22 protein-coding genes and 1 riboswitch are annotated in these 21,145 nt (G+C 73.0%); of the genes, 12 read left to right on the top strand and 10 right to left on the bottom strand.

Going from position 1 to position 21,145, the window contains the following annotated elements; genetic code table 11:
• The first annotated feature begins 355 nt into the window (after nucleotides 1-355).
• Nucleotides 356-548, top strand: a riboswitch (FMN riboswitch).
• Nucleotides 549-644: 96 nt separating this feature from the next.
• Nucleotides 645-1,367 (top strand): nicotinamide riboside transporter PnuC, encoded by a 723-nt coding sequence (gene pnuC / locus Q0444_RS02560; protein ID WP_299021109.1) that lies wholly within the window; start codon nucleotides 645-647, stop codon nucleotides 1,365-1,367.
• On the opposite strand, the gene Q0444_RS02565 is transcribed toward pnuC, so the two are convergent.
• From Q0444_RS02565 to Q0444_RS02575, 3 genes are read right to left on the bottom strand one after another with little or no spacing between them, the layout of a single operon-like run.
• Nucleotides 1,345-2,643 (bottom strand): MFS transporter, encoded by a 1,299-nt coding sequence (locus Q0444_RS02565; protein WP_299021112.1) that lies wholly within the window; start codon nucleotides 2,641-2,643, stop codon nucleotides 1,345-1,347. The two genes, pnuC and Q0444_RS02565, sit on opposite strands and share 23 nt — an antisense overlap.
• Nucleotides 2,640-3,251 (bottom strand): trans-aconitate 2-methyltransferase, encoded by a 612-nt coding sequence (locus tag Q0444_RS02570; protein WP_291084500.1) that lies wholly within the window; start codon nucleotides 3,249-3,251, stop codon nucleotides 2,640-2,642. The genes Q0444_RS02565 and Q0444_RS02570 overlap by 4 nt, the downstream gene beginning before the upstream one ends.
• Before the next feature lie 54 nt (nucleotides 3,252-3,305).
• Nucleotides 3,306-3,977, bottom strand: a complete 672-nt coding sequence (locus tag Q0444_RS02575; protein ID WP_299021116.1) for a PIG-L family deacetylase — start codon at nucleotides 3,975-3,977, stop codon at nucleotides 3,306-3,308.
• Nucleotides 3,978-4,099: 122 nt separating this feature from the next.
• Here Q0444_RS02575 and Q0444_RS02580 point away from each other — a divergent pair, with 122 nt between their 5' ends.
• On the top strand, nucleotides 4,100-4,750 hold the full coding sequence (locus Q0444_RS02580) for a class I SAM-dependent methyltransferase (protein ID WP_299021119.1): 651 nt from the start codon (nucleotides 4,100-4,102) through the stop codon (nucleotides 4,748-4,750).
• On the opposite strand, the gene Q0444_RS02585 is transcribed toward Q0444_RS02580, so the two are convergent.
• Together Q0444_RS02585 and Q0444_RS02590 are read right to left on the bottom strand one after the other, a co-directional pair.
• Nucleotides 4,653-5,237, bottom strand: a complete 585-nt coding sequence (locus tag Q0444_RS02585) for a hypothetical protein (RefSeq protein WP_299021122.1) — start codon at nucleotides 5,235-5,237, stop codon at nucleotides 4,653-4,655. The genes Q0444_RS02580 and Q0444_RS02585 overlap by 98 nt on opposite strands.
• Nucleotides 5,238-5,306: 69 nt before the next feature.
• Nucleotides 5,307-6,275 carry a glucosyl-3-phosphoglycerate synthase gene (locus tag Q0444_RS02590; protein ID WP_291084491.1) on the bottom strand — a complete coding sequence of 323 codons (969 nt, stop codon included), beginning with the start codon at nucleotides 6,273-6,275 and terminating at the stop codon, nucleotides 5,307-5,309.
• Nucleotides 6,276-6,443: 168 nt separating this feature from the next.
• On the opposite strand from Q0444_RS02590, the gene Q0444_RS02595 reads away from it, so the two are divergent.
• The 7 genes from Q0444_RS02595 (at nucleotide 6,444) to Q0444_RS02625 (ending at nucleotide 14,977) form a co-directional block, all read left to right on the top strand.
• Nucleotides 6,444-7,724, top strand: a complete 1,281-nt coding sequence (locus Q0444_RS02595) for an acyl-CoA dehydrogenase family protein (RefSeq protein ID WP_299021125.1) — start codon at nucleotides 6,444-6,446, stop codon at nucleotides 7,722-7,724.
• Nucleotides 7,721-9,010, top strand: a complete 1,290-nt coding sequence (locus tag Q0444_RS02600) for a phosphotransferase family protein (protein ID WP_291084486.1) — start codon at nucleotides 7,721-7,723, stop codon at nucleotides 9,008-9,010. The genes Q0444_RS02595 and Q0444_RS02600 overlap by 4 nt, the downstream gene beginning before the upstream one ends.
• A complete protein-coding gene (locus Q0444_RS02605) occupies nucleotides 9,010-9,720 on the top strand; it encodes a histidine phosphatase family protein (protein ID WP_291084483.1) in 711 nt (236 codons plus the stop codon). The genes Q0444_RS02600 and Q0444_RS02605 overlap by 1 nt, the downstream gene beginning before the upstream one ends.
• Before the next feature lie 80 nt (nucleotides 9,721-9,800).
• Nucleotides 9,801-10,610: an alpha/beta fold hydrolase gene (locus Q0444_RS02610; RefSeq protein ID WP_291084480.1), complete on the top strand. Its 810-nt coding sequence runs from the start codon at nucleotides 9,801-9,803 to the stop codon at nucleotides 10,608-10,610.
• Between the two features lie 101 nt (nucleotides 10,611-10,711).
• Nucleotides 10,712-12,838, top strand: coding sequence for an MMPL family transporter (locus tag Q0444_RS02615; RefSeq protein WP_291084515.1), 2,127 nt, complete (start codon nucleotides 10,712-10,714; stop codon nucleotides 12,836-12,838).
• Nucleotides 12,835-13,530, top strand: a complete 696-nt coding sequence (locus Q0444_RS02620) for a lipocalin family protein (RefSeq protein ID WP_291084476.1) — start codon at nucleotides 12,835-12,837, stop codon at nucleotides 13,528-13,530. The genes Q0444_RS02615 and Q0444_RS02620 overlap by 4 nt, the downstream gene beginning before the upstream one ends.
• Nucleotides 13,531-13,579: 49 nt before the next feature.
• Nucleotides 13,580-14,977, top strand: a complete 1,398-nt coding sequence (locus Q0444_RS02625) for a TIGR01777 family oxidoreductase (RefSeq protein ID WP_299021131.1) — start codon at nucleotides 13,580-13,582, stop codon at nucleotides 14,975-14,977.
• Nucleotides 14,978-15,005: 28 nt separating this feature from the next.
• Here Q0444_RS02625 and Q0444_RS02630 read toward each other — a convergent pair whose 3' ends face one another.
• From Q0444_RS02630 to Q0444_RS02640, 3 genes are all read right to left on the bottom strand, one after another.
• A complete protein-coding gene (locus Q0444_RS02630; protein ID WP_291084469.1) occupies nucleotides 15,006-15,650 on the bottom strand; it encodes a TetR/AcrR family transcriptional regulator in 645 nt (214 codons plus the stop codon).
• A 125-nt stretch (nucleotides 15,651-15,775) separates the two neighbouring features.
• Complete coding sequence (locus Q0444_RS02635; protein ID WP_291084466.1) at nucleotides 15,776-17,017, bottom strand: SPFH domain-containing protein; 1,242 nt, start codon at nucleotides 17,015-17,017, stop codon at nucleotides 15,776-15,778.
• Nucleotides 17,018-17,038: 21 nt separating this feature from the next.
• Nucleotides 17,039-17,473, bottom strand: a complete 435-nt coding sequence (locus Q0444_RS02640; protein ID WP_291084463.1) for an NfeD family protein — start codon at nucleotides 17,471-17,473, stop codon at nucleotides 17,039-17,041.
• Nucleotides 17,474-17,541: 68 nt separating this feature from the next.
• On the opposite strand from Q0444_RS02640, the gene Q0444_RS02645 reads away from it, so the two are divergent.
• From Q0444_RS02645 to Q0444_RS02655, 3 genes are read left to right on the top strand one after another with little or no spacing between them, the layout of a single operon-like run.
• Entirely contained in the window at nucleotides 17,542-18,432 is an 891-nt protein-coding gene (locus Q0444_RS02645; RefSeq protein WP_299021136.1) for a cation diffusion facilitator family transporter, read from the top strand.
• Nucleotides 18,433-18,453: 21 nt separating this feature from the next.
• Complete coding sequence (locus Q0444_RS02650; protein WP_291084458.1) at nucleotides 18,454-18,867, top strand: MmcQ/YjbR family DNA-binding protein; 414 nt, start codon at nucleotides 18,454-18,456, stop codon at nucleotides 18,865-18,867.
• 9 nt (nucleotides 18,868-18,876) lie between these two features.
• Nucleotides 18,877-19,182, top strand: coding sequence for a hypothetical protein (locus Q0444_RS02655; RefSeq protein ID WP_291084455.1), 306 nt, complete (start codon nucleotides 18,877-18,879; stop codon nucleotides 19,180-19,182).
• On the opposite strand, the gene Q0444_RS02660 is transcribed toward Q0444_RS02655, so the two are convergent.
• Nucleotides 19,167-20,066 (bottom strand): alpha/beta fold hydrolase, encoded by a 900-nt coding sequence (locus Q0444_RS02660; protein ID WP_299021143.1) that lies wholly within the window; start codon nucleotides 20,064-20,066, stop codon nucleotides 19,167-19,169. The two genes, Q0444_RS02655 and Q0444_RS02660, sit on opposite strands and share 16 nt — an antisense overlap.
• A 59-nt stretch (nucleotides 20,067-20,125) precedes the next feature.
• The gene (locus tag Q0444_RS02665; protein WP_299021146.1) at nucleotides 20,126-21,094 is read right to left on the bottom strand and encodes a glycine betaine ABC transporter substrate-binding protein; all 969 of its coding nucleotides are present in this window, start codon (nucleotides 21,092-21,094) and stop codon (nucleotides 20,126-20,128) included.
• Nucleotides 21,095-21,145 lie beyond the last annotated feature (51 nt).

Genomic DNA, 21,145 nt, shown 5'->3' on the forward strand with positions numbered 1-21,145 from the left:
GGCCAGCTCACCCTCGGCTGACCGCGCCCCCGCGCCCTGCATCCCCCCGGCCCCCGCGCCCCCGCGCCCGCCCCCGCGCCCGCCGCCGTCTGCCGTCTGCCGTCTGCCGTCTGCCGTCTGCCGTCTGCCGAGCAGAGTGATTCGACTGCATCGGCCGAGTGGGTCTGCACGATTTCCTCTTCTCGGCGTGTCCGCGGCGTGCCTGCGGCGTGCCTGCGGCGTGCCTGCGGCGTGCCTGCGGCGTGCCTGCGGCGTGTCCGCGGCGTGCCTGCGGCGTGCCCGCGGCGTGGTGGCGCTGTACGCGGCTCGGCTCGACCTGGCTTGCGGCGCGGCTTGCGCGGGGGTACAGATTAGGTCACGTTCTCAGGGCGGGGTGGAACTCCCCACCGGCGGTGATGTCACCGGTCCCATGACCGGCGGCGAGCCCGCGAGCGCCCCGCACACGCGGCGGACCGGACACGGCGTCCGGACCATCGCACGCGCGGGGGTCAGCAGACCCGGTGTGATCCCGGGGCCGACGGTCATAGTCCGGATGGAAGAGAACATCGCGTCCTCACGCGGCCGTGGCCGGAATGCCGTGGATCCGTGGGCGTCGTGTCTTACGCCCTGGGCCGTCTGTGTCTGGCCCGCGAAAGGGGCACACGATGAGCCTTCTCGTGCAATTCCTCGACGCGCAGGTGTCGATCGGCGGGGTCCCGATCTTGTGGCGCGAGATCGTCGGCAACGTCTTCGGCCTGGCCGCAGCGATCGGCGGCATGCGCCGCGTGGTGTGGGCCTGGCCGGTGGGGATCGTCGGCAACGCGACGCTGCTCACCGTCTTCCTCGGCGGTGTCTTCCACACCCCGCAGGACGTGGATCTCTACGGCCAGGCCGGCCGTCAGGTCATGTTCCTGGCGGTGGGGTTGTACGGATGGTGGCGCTGGTCGCGGGACAAGCGCGCGAACGCCGCCCTGCCGGGTGAGGCGGGGGCCGAGGCGCCCGCGGTCCACCCGCACTGGGCCACCGGCCGTCAGCGGGCGGGTCTGGTGGTCGGCATGGTCACCGGGACCCTGGTGTTCGGCTGGCTCTTCGCCCAGCTCGGCTCGTGGGGCCCGTGGGCGGACGCGTGGATCTTCACCGGCTCGATCCTCGCGACCTACGGCATGGCCCGCGGCTGGACCGAGTTCTGGCTGCTGTGGATCGCGGTCGACATCGTGGGGGTGCCGCTGTTGCTCAAGGCGGGCTACTACCCGTCGGCGGCGTTGTACCTGGTGTACGCGGTGTTCGTCCTGTGGGGCTTCGCGGTGTGGTGGCGGGTCGACCTGGCCGAGCGGGCCCGCGCGTCGGCGCCGCGGGGCGGGGCGGTCAGCCGCCGACCGGTGCCGTGACCTCCACGGGTCGGGCCCGCCGGGGTCGCACCGCGGCCACCACGATCAGCGAGAGCGCCGCGAGCGAGAAGCCGAGGCCCCGGAAGTCGATCCACGCGAACACCAGGCCGGACAGCAGGCCGCCCGCCGCGCCGGACAGCGCCACCGCCACGTCGGCCTGACCCTGCACGGTGGCGCGCACCGCCAGCGGGACCGACGTCGTCAGCACGGTCGTGCCGGCCACCAGCCCCAGGCTCCAGCCCAGCCCCAGCAGGATCAGCGCGACGGTGACCAGCAGCGTGGACTCGGGCGGGGCGACCGCGGCCAGCACGCCGGAGGCCAACAGCACCAGGCCCGCCGACACCGCGACGGCGCGGCTGCCGAACTTGTCCACCAGCAGTCCCGACAGCGGCGCGGGCAGGAACATCGCGGCCACGTGCAGCGAGATCACCAGCCCCACCACGGTCACGGCGTGGTCGTGCGCGCGCATGTGCACGGGCGTCATGGTCATCAGCCCGACCATGACGAACTGGGTCAGCGCCATCACCACCACGCCGGTGATGACGTCGGCGTTCCACACGCGGGCCGGGGCGGCGGGGCCGGTGTCGTCCCCGGGGTGGGATGAGGTCGACGACGACGAGGCCGCCTCGGCGTCGGTGTCCGCGGCCTCCCACCGTCGCGCCTCGAGCAGCGGATCGGGCCGCAGGAGGAGGGAGATGACGAGGGCCGCGCCGCCGTAGGCCGCTGCGGCGAGCAGGAAGGGACCGGCCAGGGGCGCGAGACCCATCGACTCCGCCAACGCGCCCGTGGGCCCGACGAGGTTGGGCCCCGCCACGGCGCCGGCGGTGGTGCCGAGCAGGACGTAGGACAGTGACCGGGCGCGGCTCGCGGGGGTGGCGAGGTCGGCGCCGGCGTAACGGGCCTGCAGGTTGGTGGCGGTGCCGGAGCCGTAGACCACGAACGCGGCGAACAGCAGCGGCAGCGACTCCAGGGACGTGGCCACGACGATCCCGACCGCGCCGAGAGCGCCGAACGCGAAGCCGGCCGCGAGTCCCGGCCGCCGGCCGCGGGCCTGGGACAGTCTGCCCACGAACACCGCGGCGAGGGCGGACCCGCCGGTGAACAGCGCGGACGGCAGTCCGGACAGCCCCGGGCCGCCGAGCAGGTCCTCGGCGAGCAGCGCGCCCACGGTCACGCCGGCCGCCAGCCCGGCGCCGGCGAGCAGCTGCCCCAGGATCAGGACGGTGAGGATGCGCCTCTGGACCCGCTCCCGCTCCAGGAGCCCAGACCCGGTCACCTGCGGACCCAGGACCGGGCGTGCAGGAGCACGTCGACGGCGGTGGCCTTGCCCGCCGGCCGCAGGTCGTGGCGCAGCGAGACCACCTCGAGCCCCTCCGCCCCCCGGGCCAGGTCCGCGATGCCGGGTAGCACGGTCGGGTCCTGCGGCCCGCCGACTCCGCGGCTCAGGTTCTCGGCGGCGTGGCCGAGGTACACCAGGTGCCCGCCGGGGCGCAGCCAGCCGCCCACGTCGCCCAGGACCCGGGCGAGCGTGTCCAGTCGGAGGTGGAGGAATCCGATCACCACGAGGTCGACGGGGTCGGACGGCGCCCAGGTCGTGGCGTCACCGACAACCCACTCGACGCTGCCGCTGCGGCCGTCATCGGAGTCCTTGGCGCGGGCCTGCTCGATCGCGACCTCGGAGAAGTCGACCGCCTGCACCCGCCACCCGTGGGCGGCCAGCCAGCGTGCGTGCCGGCCGTCACCGCAGGCCAGGTCGATGGCCGTCCCGACGGACAGGCCGGCGTCCTCGGCGCTGGTGACCTCCGAGACGATCCGGGCGGCGGGGGTCGTCCCCCACACGTCGGGCTGGGCGAGGTAGCGGGCGTTCCAGTCGGAGGCGTCCACGGGAGGTGGTCCTTTCGGTGCGGTGAGGCGGTGGGGTGCGGCGGGGCGATCCGCTCAGGGGCGGCGGAGCCACCGGAGGTGCTCGGTGTCGCCCTGCAGTTCGAGTCTCCTCCACAGCACGCTGCCGGGCACGGCCTGGCTGGGATGGCACTCCACGGCGTCCCGCTGGGCGGCGCGGTCCACGGCGAGGACCAGGTCGATCTCCGTGGCCGGTCGGCCGAGGAATCCCGCGAAGCCCTCCCCGGACAGCGCCCGGCAGATCTCGTCCGGCAGGGTCCACGCCAGGACGCCGAGGCCGTGGCGTCCGCCCGCGCGGATGGCGGCCTCGGCGGCGGCCACGTGGTCGGGGTGGCCGCTGATCCCGGTGGTGTCGAAGGTGATCACGCCGTCGGGGCGGGTCGCGGAGACCGCGCGCTCGACCTCGCGGTCCAGCACCGACTCCGCCAGCCCGGCGAGCCCGCCGTCCGGCAGGGGGCGCAGGTCCACCCGCCGGGCCCCGAGCGCGTCCGCGGCGGCCCGCAGCTCGTGCTCGCGGATCTCGGACAGGTCGCCCTCCACGCCGTGGAGGGTCGACGCCTCGCCCCGGGTCAGGCACAGGACGTCCACGGCCGCGCCCGCGGCGGCGAAGGTCGAGAGGATGGCGCCCAGGCCGAACGACTCGTCGTCGGGATGGGCGACCACGGCCAGGACCCGGTCCCAGGCGGGGAGGGTGGTGGAGTCGGTCATGTGCGGATCACCCGTTTCTGTCACACGATTCCCGGTGACGCCGGAGGTCGTTGCGTATACCCTCCACGGTATCGGGAATCCCGCCGGGCCGTGGGATACCGGGTCGAGATCCGGGGGTGGGTATGGCCGATCGCAATGACGTCTCGCTGTTCGCGCGCGCGTGGGTGGTGGCGAGTCCGCTGCTCGAGCGCGTCGGGCTGGCCGACTCCCGGCGGCGCCTGGTCGCCGACCTGCACGGCACCGTGGTCGAGGTGGGCGCGGGAAGCGGGGTGACCTTCGAGCACTACCCGCCGGAGGTCACGCGGGTGGTGGCCGTGGAACCCGACCCGCATCTGCGCGCGCACGCGCTCCGCTACGCCGCGGGGGCTCCGGTCCGGGTGGAGGTCGTCGACACCGTGGCCGAGGCGCTTCCGCTGGCGGACGGCGAGGCCGACGCCGTGGTGTTCGGCCTGGTGTTGTGCACCGTGCCCGACGTCGCGGCCGCCCTGGCCGAGGCCCGACGGGTCCTGGCGCCCGACGGCGAGCTCCGGCTCCTCGAGCACGTCCGCGCGGACGGAGCGCTCGGCCGGGTGGCGGATCGGATCGCCCCGGTGTGGAGCAGGGTGGGGGGTGGGTGTCGGCCGAACCGGGACACCGCCCGCCGGCTCGACGAGGCCGGGTTCGACGTCTCCGGGCTCAGGACCTCCCCGTTCCCGCCGGTCCTCCCGCTGACGCCGATGCTGACGGGGTCGGCGCGGCCGAGGTCGCCCGGCCGGTCCCCCGGCCCGCAGTGACCGCGCACGACCCGTCCCCGCAGGGGCGGGCCCGCCACCGGTAGACCACCGCGCCGGCGAGCATCACCAGCGAGAGCGCGGCCAGCCACGGCTGCAGAGGCGCCCAGAACCCGAGCGCCCCGGACGTGCCCAGCAGCAGCAGGACGATCTTGTTGCACACCGGACACGCCACCGCGAACCACGCCGTCATGATCCCCGCGGTGACCAGGACGGGCCGGTCGGAGGCCTCCTCGTCGTCGTCGCCGGGGGTGTCGCCCCGGGCCTCCCGCGCCGAGCGGATACCGAACCACGCGGCGGTGAGGAGCACGGTCGCGGCGAGGACGGGATACTCCCACCAGCGCACGGGCACCTCGCGGCCGAAGACCGGGTTGGGCAGGATGTCGGTGGGGATGCCGATGAGCAGGAACGTCCCGAGCGCGGCGAGGGCCGCCCGGGCGGGAGCGAAGGCCGCGGGGCCGGCCGGGGCGACGGTCGGGGGTGTGGTCACGCCACCATGATCCACATACCGGTGGGGTATACGCCACCCGGCCCGTCCCCGACCCTCAGGACCCGACCCTCAGGACCCGGCCCGGGGCCGGGCCCGCACCTGACCCATCGGGGGACGGTCGCCGGTCTCGACGAGCGTGGTGGTGGGCGAGTAGGTACCCGCGCCCGAGCGGGTGAAGGTGGTGAGCCGGTGGTCGGGCTCCGCGGATGTGCTGAGCCGACCCTCTCGGACGAGCCGCTCCCACGCGGTGCGCTGGATCTGGGCCGCCATCCGGGCCAACGCGACGTCGGGGGAGTTGCGATGCCGCCGGGTGCCCAGGTCCACCTGGGCCATCGCGTCGAGGCCGACCAGCTTCCACACGTCCACCAGCAGGGCGAGTTCCACCCCGTAGCCGCGCGCGAACGGGATCCGCTCGAGGACCTCGCGGGTGGCCGCGTACTCGCCGGCCAGCGGCTGGGCGAACCCCGCCAGCTCCGGCCACCAGGCGTCGATGAGCGGCCGGGCCACCAGCTCGGTCACGCGGCCCCCGCCCGAGGGCAACACCGTGGCCCCGTCGGCGAGCGGCCGGTCGTAGCAGCCCTTGACGAAGCCCAGCGAGGGGTCCGTCACCAGGGGCGCGAGCAACCCGAGCGCGAACGACGGGTCGAAGTCGCGCAGGTCGGCGTCGATGAAGGCCACGATGTCGCCCGTGGTCACCGCCAGCGACTTCCACAGCGCCTCGCCCTTGCCCGGGACCGACCCCCACTCCGGCAGGATCTCCGACTGCGCGTACACCCTGGCGCCGGCCTCGCGGGCGACCCGGGCGGTGTCGTCCACCGAGTCGGAGTCGATCACCACGATCTCGTCGAGCAGCGGCACGGCCTCGACCAGGTGCTCGCGCAGGGCGGTGACGATCGCGCCGACCGTGGCCTCCTCGTCGCGGGCGGGCAGCACGACCGACAGGCGACGACCGTTCTTGGCGGCGGTCACCGCGGCGGCATCGAAGTCCCGGGCGGCCAGGCTTCGGTCTCGGAACCACGCCTCGGTCTCCGGCAGCATCGTCCGCGTCTCGCTCTCGCTGGACGGCCCGCGGTACCGCGGGCCGTGGAGGCCGTCTCCGTACCGCCATTGTGGGACACCGGACCCCGCCCGCGCTCACGGCCCCCGGCCCGGCGCGCGGCGGCGGAGTGCGGGGACTGTTCACCCGGGTGTGCCACGATGCATGGCATGGACTTCTCCGCCTCGCCCCGCGCCGCCGAGCTCACCGCGGCCGTCCGTGAGTTCATCGACACGCGCATCGCCCCGGTCGAGCCCGAGATCCACGCCGACGTCGCCCGCCGCCGGCTGGCCGGGGAGGACCCGTGGGCCGTCGACCCGAGGGTCACGGAACTGCAGGCCAGGGCGCGCGAGCAGGGGCTGTGGAACCTCTTCCTGCCCGCCGGCCACGAGGGCCCCTACGCCGAGCGCCACGGCACCCGCGGCGGTGCCGGCCTGAGCAACACCGACTACGCGCCGGTCGCCGAGGAGATGGGCCGGTCCTTCCTCGCCCCGCTGGTGTTCAACTGCAACGCCCCCGACACCGGGAACATGGAGGTCCTGCTCAAGTACGGATCGCAGGAGCAGAAGGACCGCTGGTTGGACCCGCTGCTCGACGGGCGGATCCGCAGCGCGTTCCTCATGACCGAGCCCGCCGTGGCCTCCTCGGACGCCTCGACCATGGCCGCGACCGCCCGCGTCGAGGGCGACGAGGTGGTGCTCGACGGCCGCAAGTGGTGGTCCACCGGCGTCGGCCACCCGGACTGCCGGGTCGGGATCTTCATGGGGGTGTCGGACCCGGACGCCCACCGCTACCTGCGGCACTCGATGGTGCTGGTGCCGATGGACGCCCCCGGGGTCCGCGTCGAGCGGATGCTCACCGCGCAGGGGGTGTACGACGAGCCGCTCGGCCACGGCGAGGTCTCCCTCGACGGCGTCCGGGTGCCGGTGTCGAACATCATCGCCGGGCCGGGCCGCGCCGCCGAGATCGCCCAGGGCCGGCTGGGCCCCGGCCGCGTCCACCACTGCATGCGGCTGATCGGCCTGGCGGAGATGGCGCTGGACCTGGCGTGCCGCCGGGCGTCGAGCCGAGTCGCGTTCGGCAAACCCATCGTCAACCTGGGCGGCAACCGCGAGAGGCTGGCGGAGGCCCGCATCGCGATCGACCAGGCCCGCCTGCTGGTGCTGCACGCCGCCTGGACGCTCGACACGGCAGGCGCGGCCGCCGTGGAGGTGAGCGCCATCAAGGCCGCCGTGCCCCGCATGGCGCAGCAGGTCATCGACATGTCCCTCCAGCTCCACGGCGGCGGGGGGATGAGCGACGACTTCCCGCTCGCCGGCGCGTACGCCACCGCGCGCTCGCTGCGGCTGGCCGACGGCCCGGACGAGGTCCACCTCGGCGTGGTCGCCCGCGCCCTGCTCGCGCCGTACCGGGACGCCGCCGCGGGCGCGACCGCGGGGGGCGTGCGATGACCCGCCCCGAGGGCGCCTCGCCGCTCAGCCGCCGGATCCCCGGCGCGAGCGCCGTGCGTGCCGAGGACGCGTTCGACGTCGAGGCGGTGGCCGCCTGGCTGCGCTCCATCACCCCGGCCGACCCGACCGTGCTGGCGGGGACGGACCTGGGCGACGACGACGAGCCGGTCATCCCGGAGGTGAGCCAGTTCTCCGGGGGCGCGTCGAACCTCACCTACGTCCTGCGCTACCCGGGCGTGGACCTGGTGATGCGTCGCCCGCCCGCCGGGACCAAGGCCCGCGGCGCGCACGACATGAAGCGGGAATACCGCGTCCAGGCGGCGCTGCGGGCGGTGTACCCGCTGGTACCGCGGATGGTCGGGCTGTGCGAGGACCACTCGGTCATCGGCTCCGACTTCTACGTCATGGAGCGTGTCGAGGGGGTCATCCTGCGCAAGGAGATCCCCCGCGAGCTCCGGCTGGACAGGGTCACCACCCGCCGGCTGGCGGAGAGCGCCGTCGACGCCCTGGTCGAGCTGCACTCCGTGGACATCTCGGCCGCGGGCCTGGACGACCTCGACCGCGGCGACGGCTACGTCCGCCGCCAGGTCGAGGGCTGGTCCGCCCGCTACCGCCGCGCCCGGACGCCCGACGTACCCGACTTCGTGCCGGTGATGAAGTGGCTGTCCGCCCACCAGCCCGAGGACGTCGGGCACTGCCTGATCCACAACGACTTCCGGTTCGACAACCTGGTCCTGGACCCCGCCGACGTCACCCACGTCATCGGCGTCCTGGACTGGGAGATGGCCACCGTCGGCGACCCGCTGATGGACCTCGGCGGCGCCCTGGCCTACTGGGTCCAGGAGGGCGACGGCCCGGTGTTCACGGCGTTCCGGCGCCAGCCCACCAACGCCCCGGGGATGCTCACCCGGCAGCAGGTGGTCGAGCGCTACGCGGAGAAGTCCGGCCTGGAGATCGACGCCGGGAGCTGGCGCTTCTATGAGGTGTTCGGGCTGTTCCGGCTGGCGGTGATCGCCCAACAGATCAACCACCGCTACTACCACGGGCAGACCACCAACCCGGCGTTCCGCGCCTTCCGGCCCGCCGTGTCCTTCCTCGAGCAACGCTGCCTCCGGATCATCCGCACCGGGGAAGGCCGCCTGTCGCCCACGCGGATCGGTCCGGGCGACGTGATCCCGGAGCTGCGCGGGATCCCGCGGGTCGTCCTGCCGCTCCTCGCCGGCGGGGTGCACGATGCGCGCAACAGGATCGTCGAGCTCCTGGACGGGATCGGGGGCCGGTCCTGATGGGGGCCATCCACCTCGTCCGCCACGGCCAGGCGTCGTTCGGCACCGGTGACTACGACCGGCTCTCGGAGACGGGCCACCTCCAGGCCCGCCTCACCGGGCGGGACATGGCGGCCCGGGGGCTCAGGCCCGACGTGGTGATCCACGGCGGCCTGCGGCGTCAGCGCGAGACCGCCGAGGGACTCCTCGACGGCCTGCGGGAGGGCGCCGGCTGGGACTGCCCAGTCGAGCTCGACGACCGCTGGGCCGAGTACGACGCCGACGAGGTGCTCGCCGCCGCCCGCGAGGCCGGCCTGGGACACGACCACGGCACCCTCGACACCGCCGGGTCCTCCGACGAGGCCAAGCAGGCCTTCCAGCGCCAACTCGACGCCGCGCTCGGCCACTGGGCCGGGCTCGCGGCCTTCGAGGACTACTCTGCCGCGACGAGGTCGGCCGTCGAGGACGCGGCGGCGCGGTCCGGGTCGGGCAGGACGACCGTCGTGGTCAGTTCGGCGGGGACCATCTCGTTGGCGGTCGCCGGGCTGCTGGCCGACCCGGAGGGCGTGGTGGGGCTGTGGGCGCGGCTCCAGCGCGTGACCGTCAACACCGGGGTCGCCCGCGTGGTGGTGGGCAGGGGCGGGATGACCTGCATCGCCGTCAACGAGCACCAGCACCTCGAACGGGCCGCGGGGCCGGATGGCCCGAGGGCGCTGATCACCCTGAGGTGACCTCGGGGGCCGCCGTCCGACCGTATCGTACGACCGTAGAGGCCGGACCCGCGGCCGTGAGCCATCCCAGGAGCGCCCCGATGCCCACCTTCCAGCGCGGCCACACCACGATCGCCTACACCGACACCGGCGCGCCCGCGGGGCGGGAGGACGCCCCGGTGGTGTTCTTCGCCCACGGACTGCTGTTCTCCGGCTGGATGTTCCAGCACCAGATCGCGCACCTGAAGGACCGGTACCGGTGCGTGACGATCGACTTCCGAGGCCAGGGCGACTCGCCCCGCGCAATGGGCGGCTACGACATGGACACCCTCACTGTCGACGTGTCCGAACTCCTGCGTCACCTGCGGATCCCGGTGGTCAACTTCGTCGGCCTGTCCATGGGCGGCTTCGTGGGCATCCGACTGGCGGCCCGCAACCCGGAGGTCGTGCACTCGCTCACCCTGCTCGACACCGCGGCGACCGCGGAGGAGCCGGCCAACCGCAGCAAGTACAAGAAGCTCTCCAAGGTGTACCGGGTGGCGGGGATCAAACCGCTGCGGTCCAGGGTCGCGCCGATCATGTTGGCCGACCGCAACATCACCGCCCCGTGGGTCGAGCAGTGGATGACGATGCTCGAGCGGGTCGACCGGACGGGGATGGTCAAGGCCATCGAGTCCGTCGCCGATCGCGATCCGTGTGAGGACGAGGCCATCCGGATCATCGCGCCGACCCTGGTCGTGGTGGGGGCGGAGGACGCGGCGACGCCACCGGAGAAGTCCCGCCGACTGGTCGACCTGATCGCCACGACCAGCTACCACGAGATCCCGGGGGCGGGACATTCGCCCACGATGGAACGTCCAGACGAGGTCAACGCCATCCTCGAGGCGTTCCTCTCCGAATACAACGCGTGAAGACAGGGAACACGATGAGAGCGGAGCGCTCCGCAGTGGAGACGACCGGGACGGACCGAGGGTGGGTGGGAGTCCTCACGGGCAGGCTCACCGCATGGTTGATGCTGCTGGTCGTGGTGGTGGCCACGGGCGCGGTGTTCGCGTTCGCCTCGTCGGAGGGATCCTCCGAGGCGCCGCAGACGCTGCCGGACGACTCCGAGGCGGCCCTCGTCTCGCAGATCCAGCAGGACTTCCCCGACGCCGGGTCGGTCCCCGCGGTCCTGGTGATCTCCCGGGACGACGGGGGAGAGCTGGGCCCGCAGGGCCTCGCCGCCGCGGTCGGTGCGGGTGAGCGCATGGCCGAGGTCGTGGGCGCCCCGTCGCAGGGACCCATCCCGTCCGAGGACGGGGCCGCCGCACTGATGCTGGTCCCCGTCGACGCGCAGGTCCTCTCCAACGAGGAGGGCCGCGACCTGGTCAAGGAGATGCGGGCGGCCATCGCCGAGGGACTCGATCCCGGCGTGAAGGCCGAGCTCACCGGCGGCCCGGCGTTCGCCGCCGACACCGCCGCCGCCTTCGAGGGCGCGGACTTCCGGCTCCTCGCCGCGACCGCGCTGGTCGTGGCCGTGCTGCTCATCATCACCTACCGGTCCCCGGTCCTGTGGCTCGTGCCGCTCATCGTGGTCGGCGTGGCGGACCGGGTCGCCGCCCTGCTCGTCTCGCTGGTCGGCGAGGCCATCGGCGTGACCGTCGACGCCTCGACCTCGGGCATCGTCTCCGTCCTGGTCTTTGGTGCCGGCACCAACTACGCGCTGCTCCTCGTGTCGAGATACCGGGAGGAACTCCGCAAGACCGCCGACCGCCGCACCGCCCTGCGCGACGCCTACCGGGGTGCCGTCCCCGCGATCCTGGCGAGCAACATCACCGTGGTCCTGGCGCTGCTCACGCTCCTGCTGGCGACCCTCCCCAACTACCGCTCGCTCGGCCTCTCCGCGGCCGTGGGCCTGCTCATCGCCCTGGCCTACGCGCTCGTGGCGCTGCCCGCCGCGCTCGCGGTGTGTGGACGTGGACTGTTCTGGCCGTTCATCCCCCGCCCGGGCGACCGGGCCGGCACGCGAGAAGGGCGACGCTCGGCGAAGGGCGCCGTCGGCACGCCGGAGGGGTTCCGTGACGAGGTCCCGCCCGGGACCTGGGGTCGTATCGCCGCCGGCGTGGTCAAGCGGCCCGTCAGGGTGCTCGTCTCGTGCGTCCTGCTGCTGGTGATCCTGTCCTTCGGCCTGGTCGGCACGCGCGTCGGACTGAGCCAGACCGAGCAGTTTCGCACCGTCTCGGAGGCTGCGGACGGCCTCTCCACCGCAGCCGAGCACTTCCCGGCCGGGGTCACGGACCCGGTCACCGTCCTCACCCGGACGGGGACCGAGGGGGCCGTCCTCGGGGCGGTCCAGGGTGTCGAGGGCGTCGTCTCCGCACGACCCGCGGGCGAGTCCGGCACCGGATGGACCCGCGTCAGCGTGACCCTCGACGCCGCGCCCGCCACGGATCGCTCGGAGGAGAGCATCGTGGCACTGCGGGAGACCGTCCGCACGATCCCCGGGTCCGAGGCGATCGTGGGCGGGTCGGTGGCCGAGGCCGTCGACACCTCCGACGGCAACATCCGCGACCTCACGTTGATCGCGCCGCTCATCCTTCTCGTGGTCTTCCTCGTCCTGGTGCTGGTGCTGCGGTCCCTCATCGCTCCGCTGCTCGTGATGGGCGCGACGGTCCTGTCCTCACTCGCCGCGCTGGGACTGGGGACCTTCGTCACCACCCAGATCCTCGGCTTCCCCGGTCTGGACGTGTCGGTCCCGCTGTTCAGCTTCCTGTTCCTGGTGGCCCTCGGCGTGGACTACTCGATCTTCCTCACCATCCGCGCCCGTGAGGAGGCCGCCACGCACGAGACCCGCGAGGCCATGGTCCGGGCCGTCGCCCTGACCGGTGGGGTGATCACGTCCGCCGGCATCGTGCTGGCGTCGGTGTTCGTGGTGCTCGGCGTGCTTCCGCTCATCGTGCTCACCCAGGTCGGCGTGATCGTCGCCCTCGGCGTGCTGCTCGACACCTTCATCGTGCGGACCCTCGTGGTCCCCGCGCTCTTCACCATCACCGGGGACAGGGTGTGGTGGCCGGGAGACCCCCGCCGCCGCGCCGCGAGCCCCACCGAGTCCACCCCCGATCCCGGCACCACCGACACCACCCAGGAGATCCACGCATGACCACCACACGCCGTTCGCGATTCCGCTCGCTCGTCACCGCCCTCGCCGTCGCCCCGCTGCTCGCGGCCGGGCTGGGCGCCGCGCCCACGGCCGGGGCCCAGGACCTCACCGACGGCGGCCGTCTCGGCGGCGGCTCCTCGCAGCTGCTGCCCGACGGCGTCGCCCTGGGATCGCTCGGCGGGCCGGAGTTGAGCCAGGTCCGCTACGTCGACCCCGACCGATACGTGGGGAAGTGGTTCCAGGTCGCGGCCATCCCTCAGCCCTACACCCTGCAGTGCACCAACGACACCACGGCCGAGTACGCGCGGACGGCGCCCGACACGATCTCGGTGCGCAACACCTGCGGCTCCGCCATCAGCTCGGACTCGGTGATCGAGGGCCAGGCGACCATCCGGAACACGGACACCAACGCCTCGCTGCGCGTGAACTTCCCCCAGGTCCCGTTCCAGGACGAGAACGGGCCGGTCAACTACCGGATCACGTACCTGGCGGACGACTACTCCCTGGCGATCGTCGGTGACCCGACCCGGTCCTCCGGATTCGTCCTCAGCCGGACGCCCGCCCTCGGCGCCGGACAGTGGTCCACCGTGCGCCAGGTCATCGAGGATCGCGGCTGGTGGCCCTGCGCCTTCCTCACCGTGCCGATGGCCGGGGGTCGCGGCGACGCGACTCCCCTCTGCCTGCTGCCCTGAGCCGCGAACCCCGACGGACCCTGACGAACCCTGACCCCGGGAGCGACCGATGAGCATCGACCTGACCTGCTCGATCCCGGCCGGAGCGGCCGAGGCGTGGGACTACCTCGCCGCCCCGGGGGCGTTCGTCCGGATCTCCCCGCCGTTCATGCCGCTGCGGCCGGTCCGCCAGGCGGACTCGCTGCGCGACGGGACGGCGGTCCTGGAGCCGCGGACCGCGCTCCCCGGCCCCCTGGGGGTGCGGTTCGGTCCGCGCTGGACCGCGCAGCACGATTCGAGCGGGTACGTCGAGGGGGAGCGGTTCGTGGACCGCTGCGTCTCCGAGCCCTACGCGGGCCTCACCGGGTGGGTACACCACCACACCGTCACGGCGGCTCCGGACGGGACCGCCCTGCTGGGCGACCGCGTCACCGCCAGGGTTCCGGGGCGGATGCTCGCCCCGGTCTTCGCGTACCGCTACCGGACCATGGCGATGGACCTCGACCGCATCCGCCGGTTCTCCGGGCAACCGGGCGACGGGGAAGGCCGGCGCACCCTGACCGTCGCCGTCACCGGGGCCTCCGGGCTGGTCGGGACCGCCCTGACCGCGCTGCTCGGGGTCGCCGGCCACCGCGTCCTCCGGCTTGTCCGCGGCACGCCCCGTGGCCCGGACGAGCGACGGTGGGACCCCTCCGGCCCGGCCCCGGACCTCCTGGACGGCGTCGACGTCCTGGTCCATCTGGCCGGCGCCTCCATCGCCGGCCGGTTCACCGACGCGCACCTGGCCACGGTCCGGGACAGCCGCATCGGGCCCACCCGTCGTCTCGCCGAGCTCGTCGCCGCGCGCGACGGCGCGACGGCCATGGTGTCCGCCTCGGCGATCGGCTACTACGGCGCCGACCGCGGCGACGAGATCCTGACCGAGGATGCGGCCGCGGGCTCCGGTCCCCTGGCCGAGATCGTGGCCGGGTGGGAGGCCGACTGCGACCCCGCGCGCCGCTCCCGGGCCCGGGTGGTCACCGTACGGACGGGCATCGTCCTGTCCGCTGCGGGAGGGATGCTGCCGCCGCTGGCCGCCATCACCCGCACCGGCCTGGGGGGCCGCCTGGGCTCCGGTCGCCAGTGGATGTCCTGGATCTCCCTCGACGACCTCACGGATGTCTACCTCCGCGCCGTCGTGGACCCCACCCTCACCGGGTACGTCAACGCCGTCGCCCCGGAGCCGGTGACCAACCGCGACTTCACGCGCGCGCTGGGTGCGGTGCTGCACCGGCCCACGCTGATCCCGGTCCCCGGCGTCGCGCCCGCCCTCGTCCTGGGCACGCGCGGTTCCGATGAACTCGCCATGGCCGACCAGAGGGTCGATCCCGGAGCCCTCCGCGACCTCGGCCACCCGTTCCGGTACCCGGGGATCCGGGCCGCCCTCGCGCACGAGCTCGGCGCGGAGACGCTGCCCACGGCGCTCTGAGGCGCGATCCGGGCCGCCGGCGGGGTTGTCAACGCTGCAGGATCATCGGAACCAGGACCTGCCGGGCGAGCGCCCGGATCTCCTCCTCCGACTCCACGACCGGCGGGCCGTCCGGCATCACGACGATCGAGTGGAGGAACCGCCCCACCACGCCGGCGACCGCTCGCGAGAGCGACTCCGTCTCCTCGGCGTCCATCGGTCGGGTGTGGACGTCGGCGTTCCACGTGTTGCGGATGAACTCCGCGACGATCTCCGTGATCCCACCCAGGACCGAGTCGGATTCGCCGGCGAGCACCGCCATGGCCTCGACCCGGTCCACCTCGACGAGCCTGCGGAGGAGTTCGCTCTCGCGGATGTCGAAGATCGTTCCGACCAGCAGGTCCTCGACGTGTCGGACCGGGTCCCAGTCGAGGGATTCGAACGGGGTGTACCGCCAGTTGACCAGCATCATCAGCCGCTGCGCCTCGTGGGCGTAGATCTCTCGGATGATCTGACCTCGGGGACCCAGGCGGCGGTAGAGGGTCACCCGGGTCACACCGGCGGCCTTCGCGATGTCGTCGGTGCTCGTTCCCTTGATCCCGCGCTCGGCGAAGACCGAGGCAGCCGCCTCGATCAGGCGGATGTCCTCGGCATCGGGTGCCCAGGCACCGCCGCGGCCACTGATGCGAGTCACCCCGCCATTCTACGTCCAGGCCCCGGGCGGCGGGGTCCGGCCCCGGCGGCATCCGGGGCCGGGTGGGGTCACCGCATGTGGTGGCTCTGTTCGGTTTCCGGATCCACCCCCCGGGGCTGCCCGGCCTACGGCGCCTGGGGACCCCCGATCGCGGGAGCGTCGCCCGCCGGGAGTCCCTGGGGGTGCGACGGGGAGTCCGGGGCGATGCCACCCTCGGACTCCGGAACCATGTCGAACACGTCGGGCTTGGGCTTGGGCAGGCCCCGGTCTTCCCCGGAGACCGTCGACGACGCACCGTGCGCGGCGGCCTCCGCGGCGGCCACGGACCGGGCGATCTCCGGGTCGGTGGAGGTGTCGAACCAGTGCTCGGGGGCGGACGGCAGCTCGGCGTCGCCGTCGGTGGCGGACGGTTCGTAGCGGAACACCCCGTCGTCGTCCTTCTTGGCGACGGCCTTGGCGAACGTCTCGAGGGAATCGCCGAACTGGGACGGGATCATCCACATGGTGGCCGCGTCGCCCTTGGCCATCTCCGGCAGGTTCTGGACGTACTGGTAGGCCAGCATCTCCGGGGTCGGCTTGGAGGCCTTCACGGCGGCGTTGACGCGGGCGATCGCGGCCGCCTGCCCCTCGGCGACGAGGTAGCGCGCGGCCCGCTCGCCCTGTGCGCGGAGCATGCGGGACTGGCGCTCGGCCTCGGCGTTGAGGATGGATGCCTGCTTGTTGCCCTCGGCGTCGAGGATCGCCGCCTGCTTGGCGCCCTGCGCGGTGGTGATGGCCGCCTCCCGCTGGCCCTCCGCGGTGAGGATGATCGCGCGCTTCTCGCGGTCCGCCTTCATCTGCTTCTCCATCGACTCCTGGATGGAGGGGGGCGGGTCGATCGAGCGGAGCTCGACGCGGGCGACCCGGAGGCCCCACCGGCCGGTCTCGGAGTCCAGAACCCCCCGCAGCTGCTTGTTGATCATGTCGCGGCTGGTGAGCGTCTGCTCGAGCGTCAGTCCGCCCACGACGTTGCGCAGCGTGGTGGTGGCCAGCTGCTCGACGGCGACGATGTAGTTGTTGATCTCGTACACGGCCGACTTCGGGTCGGTGACCTGGAAGTACACCACCGTGTCGATGCTCAGCGTGAGGTTGTCCTCGGTGATCATCGACTGCGGCGGGAAGGTCACCACCCGCTCACGCAGGTCGACCTTGGCGCGCACGCGGTCGATGAACGGGATGATCAGCGCGAGCTGCCCGCTCACCGTGCGTTGATAGCGGCCGAGCCGCTCGATGACCGCGGCCTCCGCCTGTGGGATGAGCTTGACGGAGCTCACCACCACCGAGGCGATCAGGACGATGATGACGGCGAGGAAGATCAAGCCACCCATGGTTCTCCTCCGATTGTGTGTCTAGAAGCCACGCACGACGACCGCCGTGGCCCCGTCGATCTCGTGCACCAGGACCTTCTCGCCGGCCTCGAAACTCTCGCCCTCGATCAGTGCCCTGGCCGTCCACGTGTCGCCCGCGATCCGGACGAGCCCGCCGGACTGCCCTACCGCCTCGACCACCGTTCCGCCCCGCCCGGTGAGCGCGGCGGTGTTGGTGTCGTGCTCGGGCAGCGCGGACAGGAGGCGGCGACGGACGAGGGGCCGGACCCCCGCGACCAGGACGATGGCGACGAGGGCGAACGCCAGGGCCTGGCCCCAGACCGGGGCACCCAGGAACGCGGCGGCCGAGCCGCCGAGGGCCCCGCCGGCGAGCATCAGCATGAACAGCTCGCCGCCCGCCGCCTCACCGGCGGCGAGCAGTACAGCCGCTCCCAGCCAGAAAAGACCCACATGCATGCCGTCGACTCTACCGACTGTGGGCGCCGGGTAGGGGCGAGACGCCCGGCCGACTACGCTCTCACGACGTGTCGACTCTGAAGAAGTTCGCGTGGTTGTCCGTGGCCACCGCGATCGTCACCATCGCGCTCAAGGTGATCGCCTGGTGGGTGACCGGATCGGTGGGACTGCTCTCCGACGCGGCCGAGTCCGTGGTCAACCTCGTGGCGGCGGTCATCGCGCTGGGCGCCGTCACCGTCTCGGAGCGCCCGGCCGACGACGACCACCAGTACGGGCACTCCAAGGCCGAGTACTTCTCCGCCGGGGTCGAGGGCGCGATGATCTTCGTCGCCGCCGCGTTCATCCTGGTCGTCAGCGTGGAGCGGCTGATCAACCCGGTCCCGCTCGAGTCGCTGGGCGTGGGCCTGCTGATCTCGCTCGTCGCCGCGGCGATCAACGGCGCGGTGGGGGTGGCGCTCGTCCGCGCCGGTGACCGGCACCGGTCGCCGACCCTGAAGGCCGACGGCAAGCACCTCATCACCGACGTCGTCACCTCGGTCGGCGTGGCGGTCGGTCTGGGGCTGGCGTGGATCACCGGCTGGAACGTGCTCGACCCGATCGTGGCCATCGGGGTGGGCCTGAACATCCTGTTCGTCGGCTACAGGCTGGTCCACGAGTCGGGGATGGGGCTGATGGACGCGACGCTGCCGGAGGGGGACAACCGGCTGATCGAGGAGGTGCTCGAGCGTCACCGCGAGCCGGGGCGTGTGGACTTCCACGAGCTGCGGACCCGGGAGTCGGGCAAGTGGCGGTTCGTGGAGTTCCACGCCCTCGTGCCGGGGGAGTGGAGCGTGGACCGCGGCCACGACCTGGCGGAGAAGGTCGAACAGGAGATCCACGCGGCCCTGCCCCACTCCCACATCACCTCCCACCTCGAGCCGATCGAGGACGAGCGCGCCTACAACGACGTCCACCTGTGAGCGGGACGTAACCTGGCGATCGTGGCCCACCCGATCATGTTCGACGCCGCCGATCCGCTGCTCGCCCGCCTGCGCGCGACCTGCCTCGCGCTGCCGGACGCGGCGGAGAAGGTCTCCCACGGCCGCCCCAACTGGTTCACGACCAGGGTGTTCGCGGTCTACGGCGGGTCGGTCAGGGGCGAGCACTCCCACCCGCTGCTGGCGCGGGCCCTGCTGTTCCTGCCAGACCCGGGGGAGCGGGCGGCACTGGAGCGGGACGTGCGGTTCCACGTCCCGGCCTACCACGGACCGGCCGGATGGCTGGCGCTGCCGTTGGACGCCGGGACCGTGGACTGGGACGAGGTGACCGAATTGGTCGAGTCCTCGTACCGGCAGACCGCCGGGGTCCGCCGGGTCGCCCGTCTGGAGGATCACCGGGGGCGACCGCGCGGCTAGGCTGGCCGCATGCCCCCACGTGGTCCCGCCCGACGCCCGCCCGCGCGGACGGGGTCGTCCGGGGGGATGGACCTGGGGACCCGCGCCCTGGTGCTCGGGGTCGGCGCACTCGCGGTGTCCTGGGTGCCGCTGATCAACATCGTCGCGTTCATCGCGGCCCTCATGGCGGTGGCCTTCGGGCTGCTCGCCCGCTGGCCCACCGGGTGGTTGACCAACGAGGAGCCCAACGCCCGCAGGGGCCTGTGGGCGGTGGTCCTGGGCGCGTCGGCCCTGGTCGTCTTTGTGGTGACCGCGGTGCGCTACTCCGCGCTCTGAGCCCCCAGCCGCGGTCCCGCGTTGGAGGCCACCCACCCGATCGCCGTGCGCATCCGGCGCGCGAAGGTCCCGGGTTGGGTGGCGCACACGGCGTGACCCGCGTGGACGGGGAACACCGCGCTGCGGGGCAGCAGGTCCGCCATCTCGTCCTGGATCCACTGGGGGAACGCGATGTCGCGGGTGGTCTTGATGATCGCCACCGGCAGGTCCAGTTCGTGGAGCCAGGACGTGGAGTTGAAGCGGGCGACCTCGCCGATCACGGTCCGATGGGTGGCGAAGGACACCGAGGACAGTTCCCGGAGCGCCCAGGCGTGGGGAGAGGGGGTCTCCTCGCTGATCTCCCGGGCGATCTCGACGGGCACCGCGTTCAGCAGCGGACTCGACCGCAGGAACCCGCCGAGGGTGATCTTCTCCAGCGCGTTGCGCTCGGCTCCGGTGCCGGTGGCGGCCAGCACCAGTCCGCCCAGGCGGGACGGGTCCGTTCGGGCGGCGAGCTGGGCCACGAGCCCGCCCATGGAGTAGCCACCGATGATCGGGCTCTCCAACCCGAGGTGGTCCACCACGCGCAGGACGTCCTCACCCAGCGCCTGGAACCCGAAGTCGCCGTGGTGGCCCATGCCGTGCCAGCGCTGGTCGAAGGCGATGAGCCGGTACTCGCCCTGTAGGCGCTGGAAGGTCTGGTACCAGTTGAGCATCCCGGTCGCGGCCATGCCGTGCAGCAGGACCACCGGCCTGAGGTGCTCCTCCCCGGTGTCGTAGAGCCTGGTCGTGACGTCGTCGGCGAGGGTGACGATCCTCCCCGCCGGCAGCCGGGACATGTCCGGCGCCATGCGCGGCAGCCGCGACGCCGCCCGCGGCAGCGAGCCGAGCGAATTCCTGGGCATGTGCATCCTCCTCTGGCACCTGCCCCCGATTGTCCGCGATCACCGGGCCGGCCGCACGGTCATTCCGCGGAGACGAGTCCCCGCTCCACCAGGAAGTCCCTCGCGACCAGGGCGGGGTCGTCGCCGTCCACGTCGACCCGCATGTTGAGCTCCACCATCACCTCGTTGGTCAGGACGTCCACGAGCGGGGCCAGGACCTCCTCGATCTCCGGGTGGGCGTCGAGGAACTCCCCCCGGATCACGGTCGCGAGGTTGTAGACGGGGAAGTAGCGCCGGTCGTCCTCGAGGACCACCAGGTCGAGGCCCTTGACCCGGCCGTCGGTGGTGTAGACCTCGCCGAACCGGCACTCGCGCCCGACGGAGGTGGCCTGGTAGATGATGCCGGGCTGCATGATCGGCGTGGGCACGGCGGCCGCGTCGAAGCCGTACGCCTGGGCCAGCCCGGGCCAGCCGTCCCGACGCACCGAGAACTCGGTCTCCATGCAGGTCAGCGCGGACCCGGGGTCGGACCGGACCAGTCGGGCGTAGTCGGAGAACGTGCGCACCCCGGTCTCCTCGGCGGTGGCCCGGCTCATCGCGAACGAGTAGGTGTTGTCGACCGTCGTGGGCCGCATCCACCTGATGTCGTGCCCGGCGAGGTCGGCGTCGCGCACCGCCGCCCACTGGGCCTCGGGGTCGCGGATCGGTTCGGAGTTGCCCAGGTAGCTCATCCAGGCGGTGCCGGTGTACTCCATGCCGATGTCGACCTGGCCGGAGATGAGGGCCTGGCGGAAGCTGTTGGACCCGGCCAGGGAGGACATGTCCGAGACCTCCATGCCCGCGGCGGCCAGCAGGAACTCCACCAGGTAGCTGCTGATCACACCCTCGGTGAAGTCCTTGCCGCCGACCGTCACCCGGACACCCTCCAGCGCAGGGGTGGGGCCGCCGGGTCCGGGACCGACGGGGAGCGGGACGGACCCGCCGTCGCTCAGCCCGCAGCCGGTCGCGACGAGCACGGCGGTCAGGCACGAGGCCAGGAGCTTTCTCATCGCAGCCCGTGTCATCGCAGCCCGTGTCATCGCAGCCCCCTCGGGTTGAAC

The organism is uncultured Dietzia sp., from assembly GCF_937873725.1.
In the GTDB taxonomy this organism is placed as follows: domain Bacteria; phylum Actinomycetota; class Actinomycetes; order Mycobacteriales; family Mycobacteriaceae; genus Dietzia.

What these genes read in the sequence shown, in the direction of transcription:
- Q0444_RS02640 (WP_291084463.1), bottom strand. Translation starts at nt 17,473, where the DNA reads ATGCATGTGGGTCTTTTCTGGCTGGGAGCGGCTGTACTGCTCGCCGCC.
- Q0444_RS02590 (WP_291084491.1), bottom strand. Translation starts at nt 6,275, where the DNA reads ATGCTGCCGGAGACCGAGGCGTGGTTCCGAGACCGAAGCCTGGCCGCC.
- Q0444_RS02605 (WP_291084483.1), top strand. Translation starts at nt 9,010, where the DNA reads ATGGGGGCCATCCACCTCGTCCGCCACGGCCAGGCGTCGTTCGGCACC.
- Q0444_RS02610 (WP_291084480.1), top strand. Translation starts at nt 9,801, where the DNA reads ATGCCCACCTTCCAGCGCGGCCACACCACGATCGCCTACACCGACACC.
- Q0444_RS02615 (WP_291084515.1), top strand. Translation starts at nt 10,712, where the DNA reads ATGCTGCTGGTCGTGGTGGTGGCCACGGGCGCGGTGTTCGCGTTCGCC.
- Q0444_RS02665 (WP_299021146.1), bottom strand. Translation starts at nt 21,094, where the DNA reads ATGAGAAAGCTCCTGGCCTCGTGCCTGACCGCCGTGCTCGTCGCGACC.
- Q0444_RS02580 (WP_299021119.1), top strand. Translation starts at nt 4,100, where the DNA reads ATGGCCGATCGCAATGACGTCTCGCTGTTCGCGCGCGCGTGGGTGGTG.
- Q0444_RS02595 (WP_299021125.1), top strand. Translation starts at nt 6,444, where the DNA reads ATGGACTTCTCCGCCTCGCCCCGCGCCGCCGAGCTCACCGCGGCCGTC.
- Q0444_RS02575 (WP_299021116.1), bottom strand. Translation starts at nt 3,977, where the DNA reads ATGACCGACTCCACCACCCTCCCCGCCTGGGACCGGGTCCTGGCCGTG.
- Q0444_RS02655 (WP_291084455.1), top strand. Translation starts at nt 18,877, where the DNA reads ATGCCCCCACGTGGTCCCGCCCGACGCCCGCCCGCGCGGACGGGGTCG.
- Q0444_RS02600 (WP_291084486.1), top strand. Translation starts at nt 7,721, where the DNA reads ATGACCCGCCCCGAGGGCGCCTCGCCGCTCAGCCGCCGGATCCCCGGC.
- Q0444_RS02660 (WP_299021143.1), bottom strand. Translation starts at nt 20,066, where the DNA reads ATGCCCAGGAATTCGCTCGGCTCGCTGCCGCGGGCGGCGTCGCGGCTG.
- Q0444_RS02635 (WP_291084466.1), bottom strand. Translation starts at nt 17,017, where the DNA reads ATGGGTGGCTTGATCTTCCTCGCCGTCATCATCGTCCTGATCGCCTCG.
- Q0444_RS02620 (WP_291084476.1), top strand. Translation starts at nt 12,835, where the DNA reads ATGACCACCACACGCCGTTCGCGATTCCGCTCGCTCGTCACCGCCCTC.
- pnuC (WP_299021109.1), top strand. Translation starts at nt 645, where the DNA reads ATGAGCCTTCTCGTGCAATTCCTCGACGCGCAGGTGTCGATCGGCGGG.
- Q0444_RS02625 (WP_299021131.1), top strand. Translation starts at nt 13,580, where the DNA reads ATGAGCATCGACCTGACCTGCTCGATCCCGGCCGGAGCGGCCGAGGCG.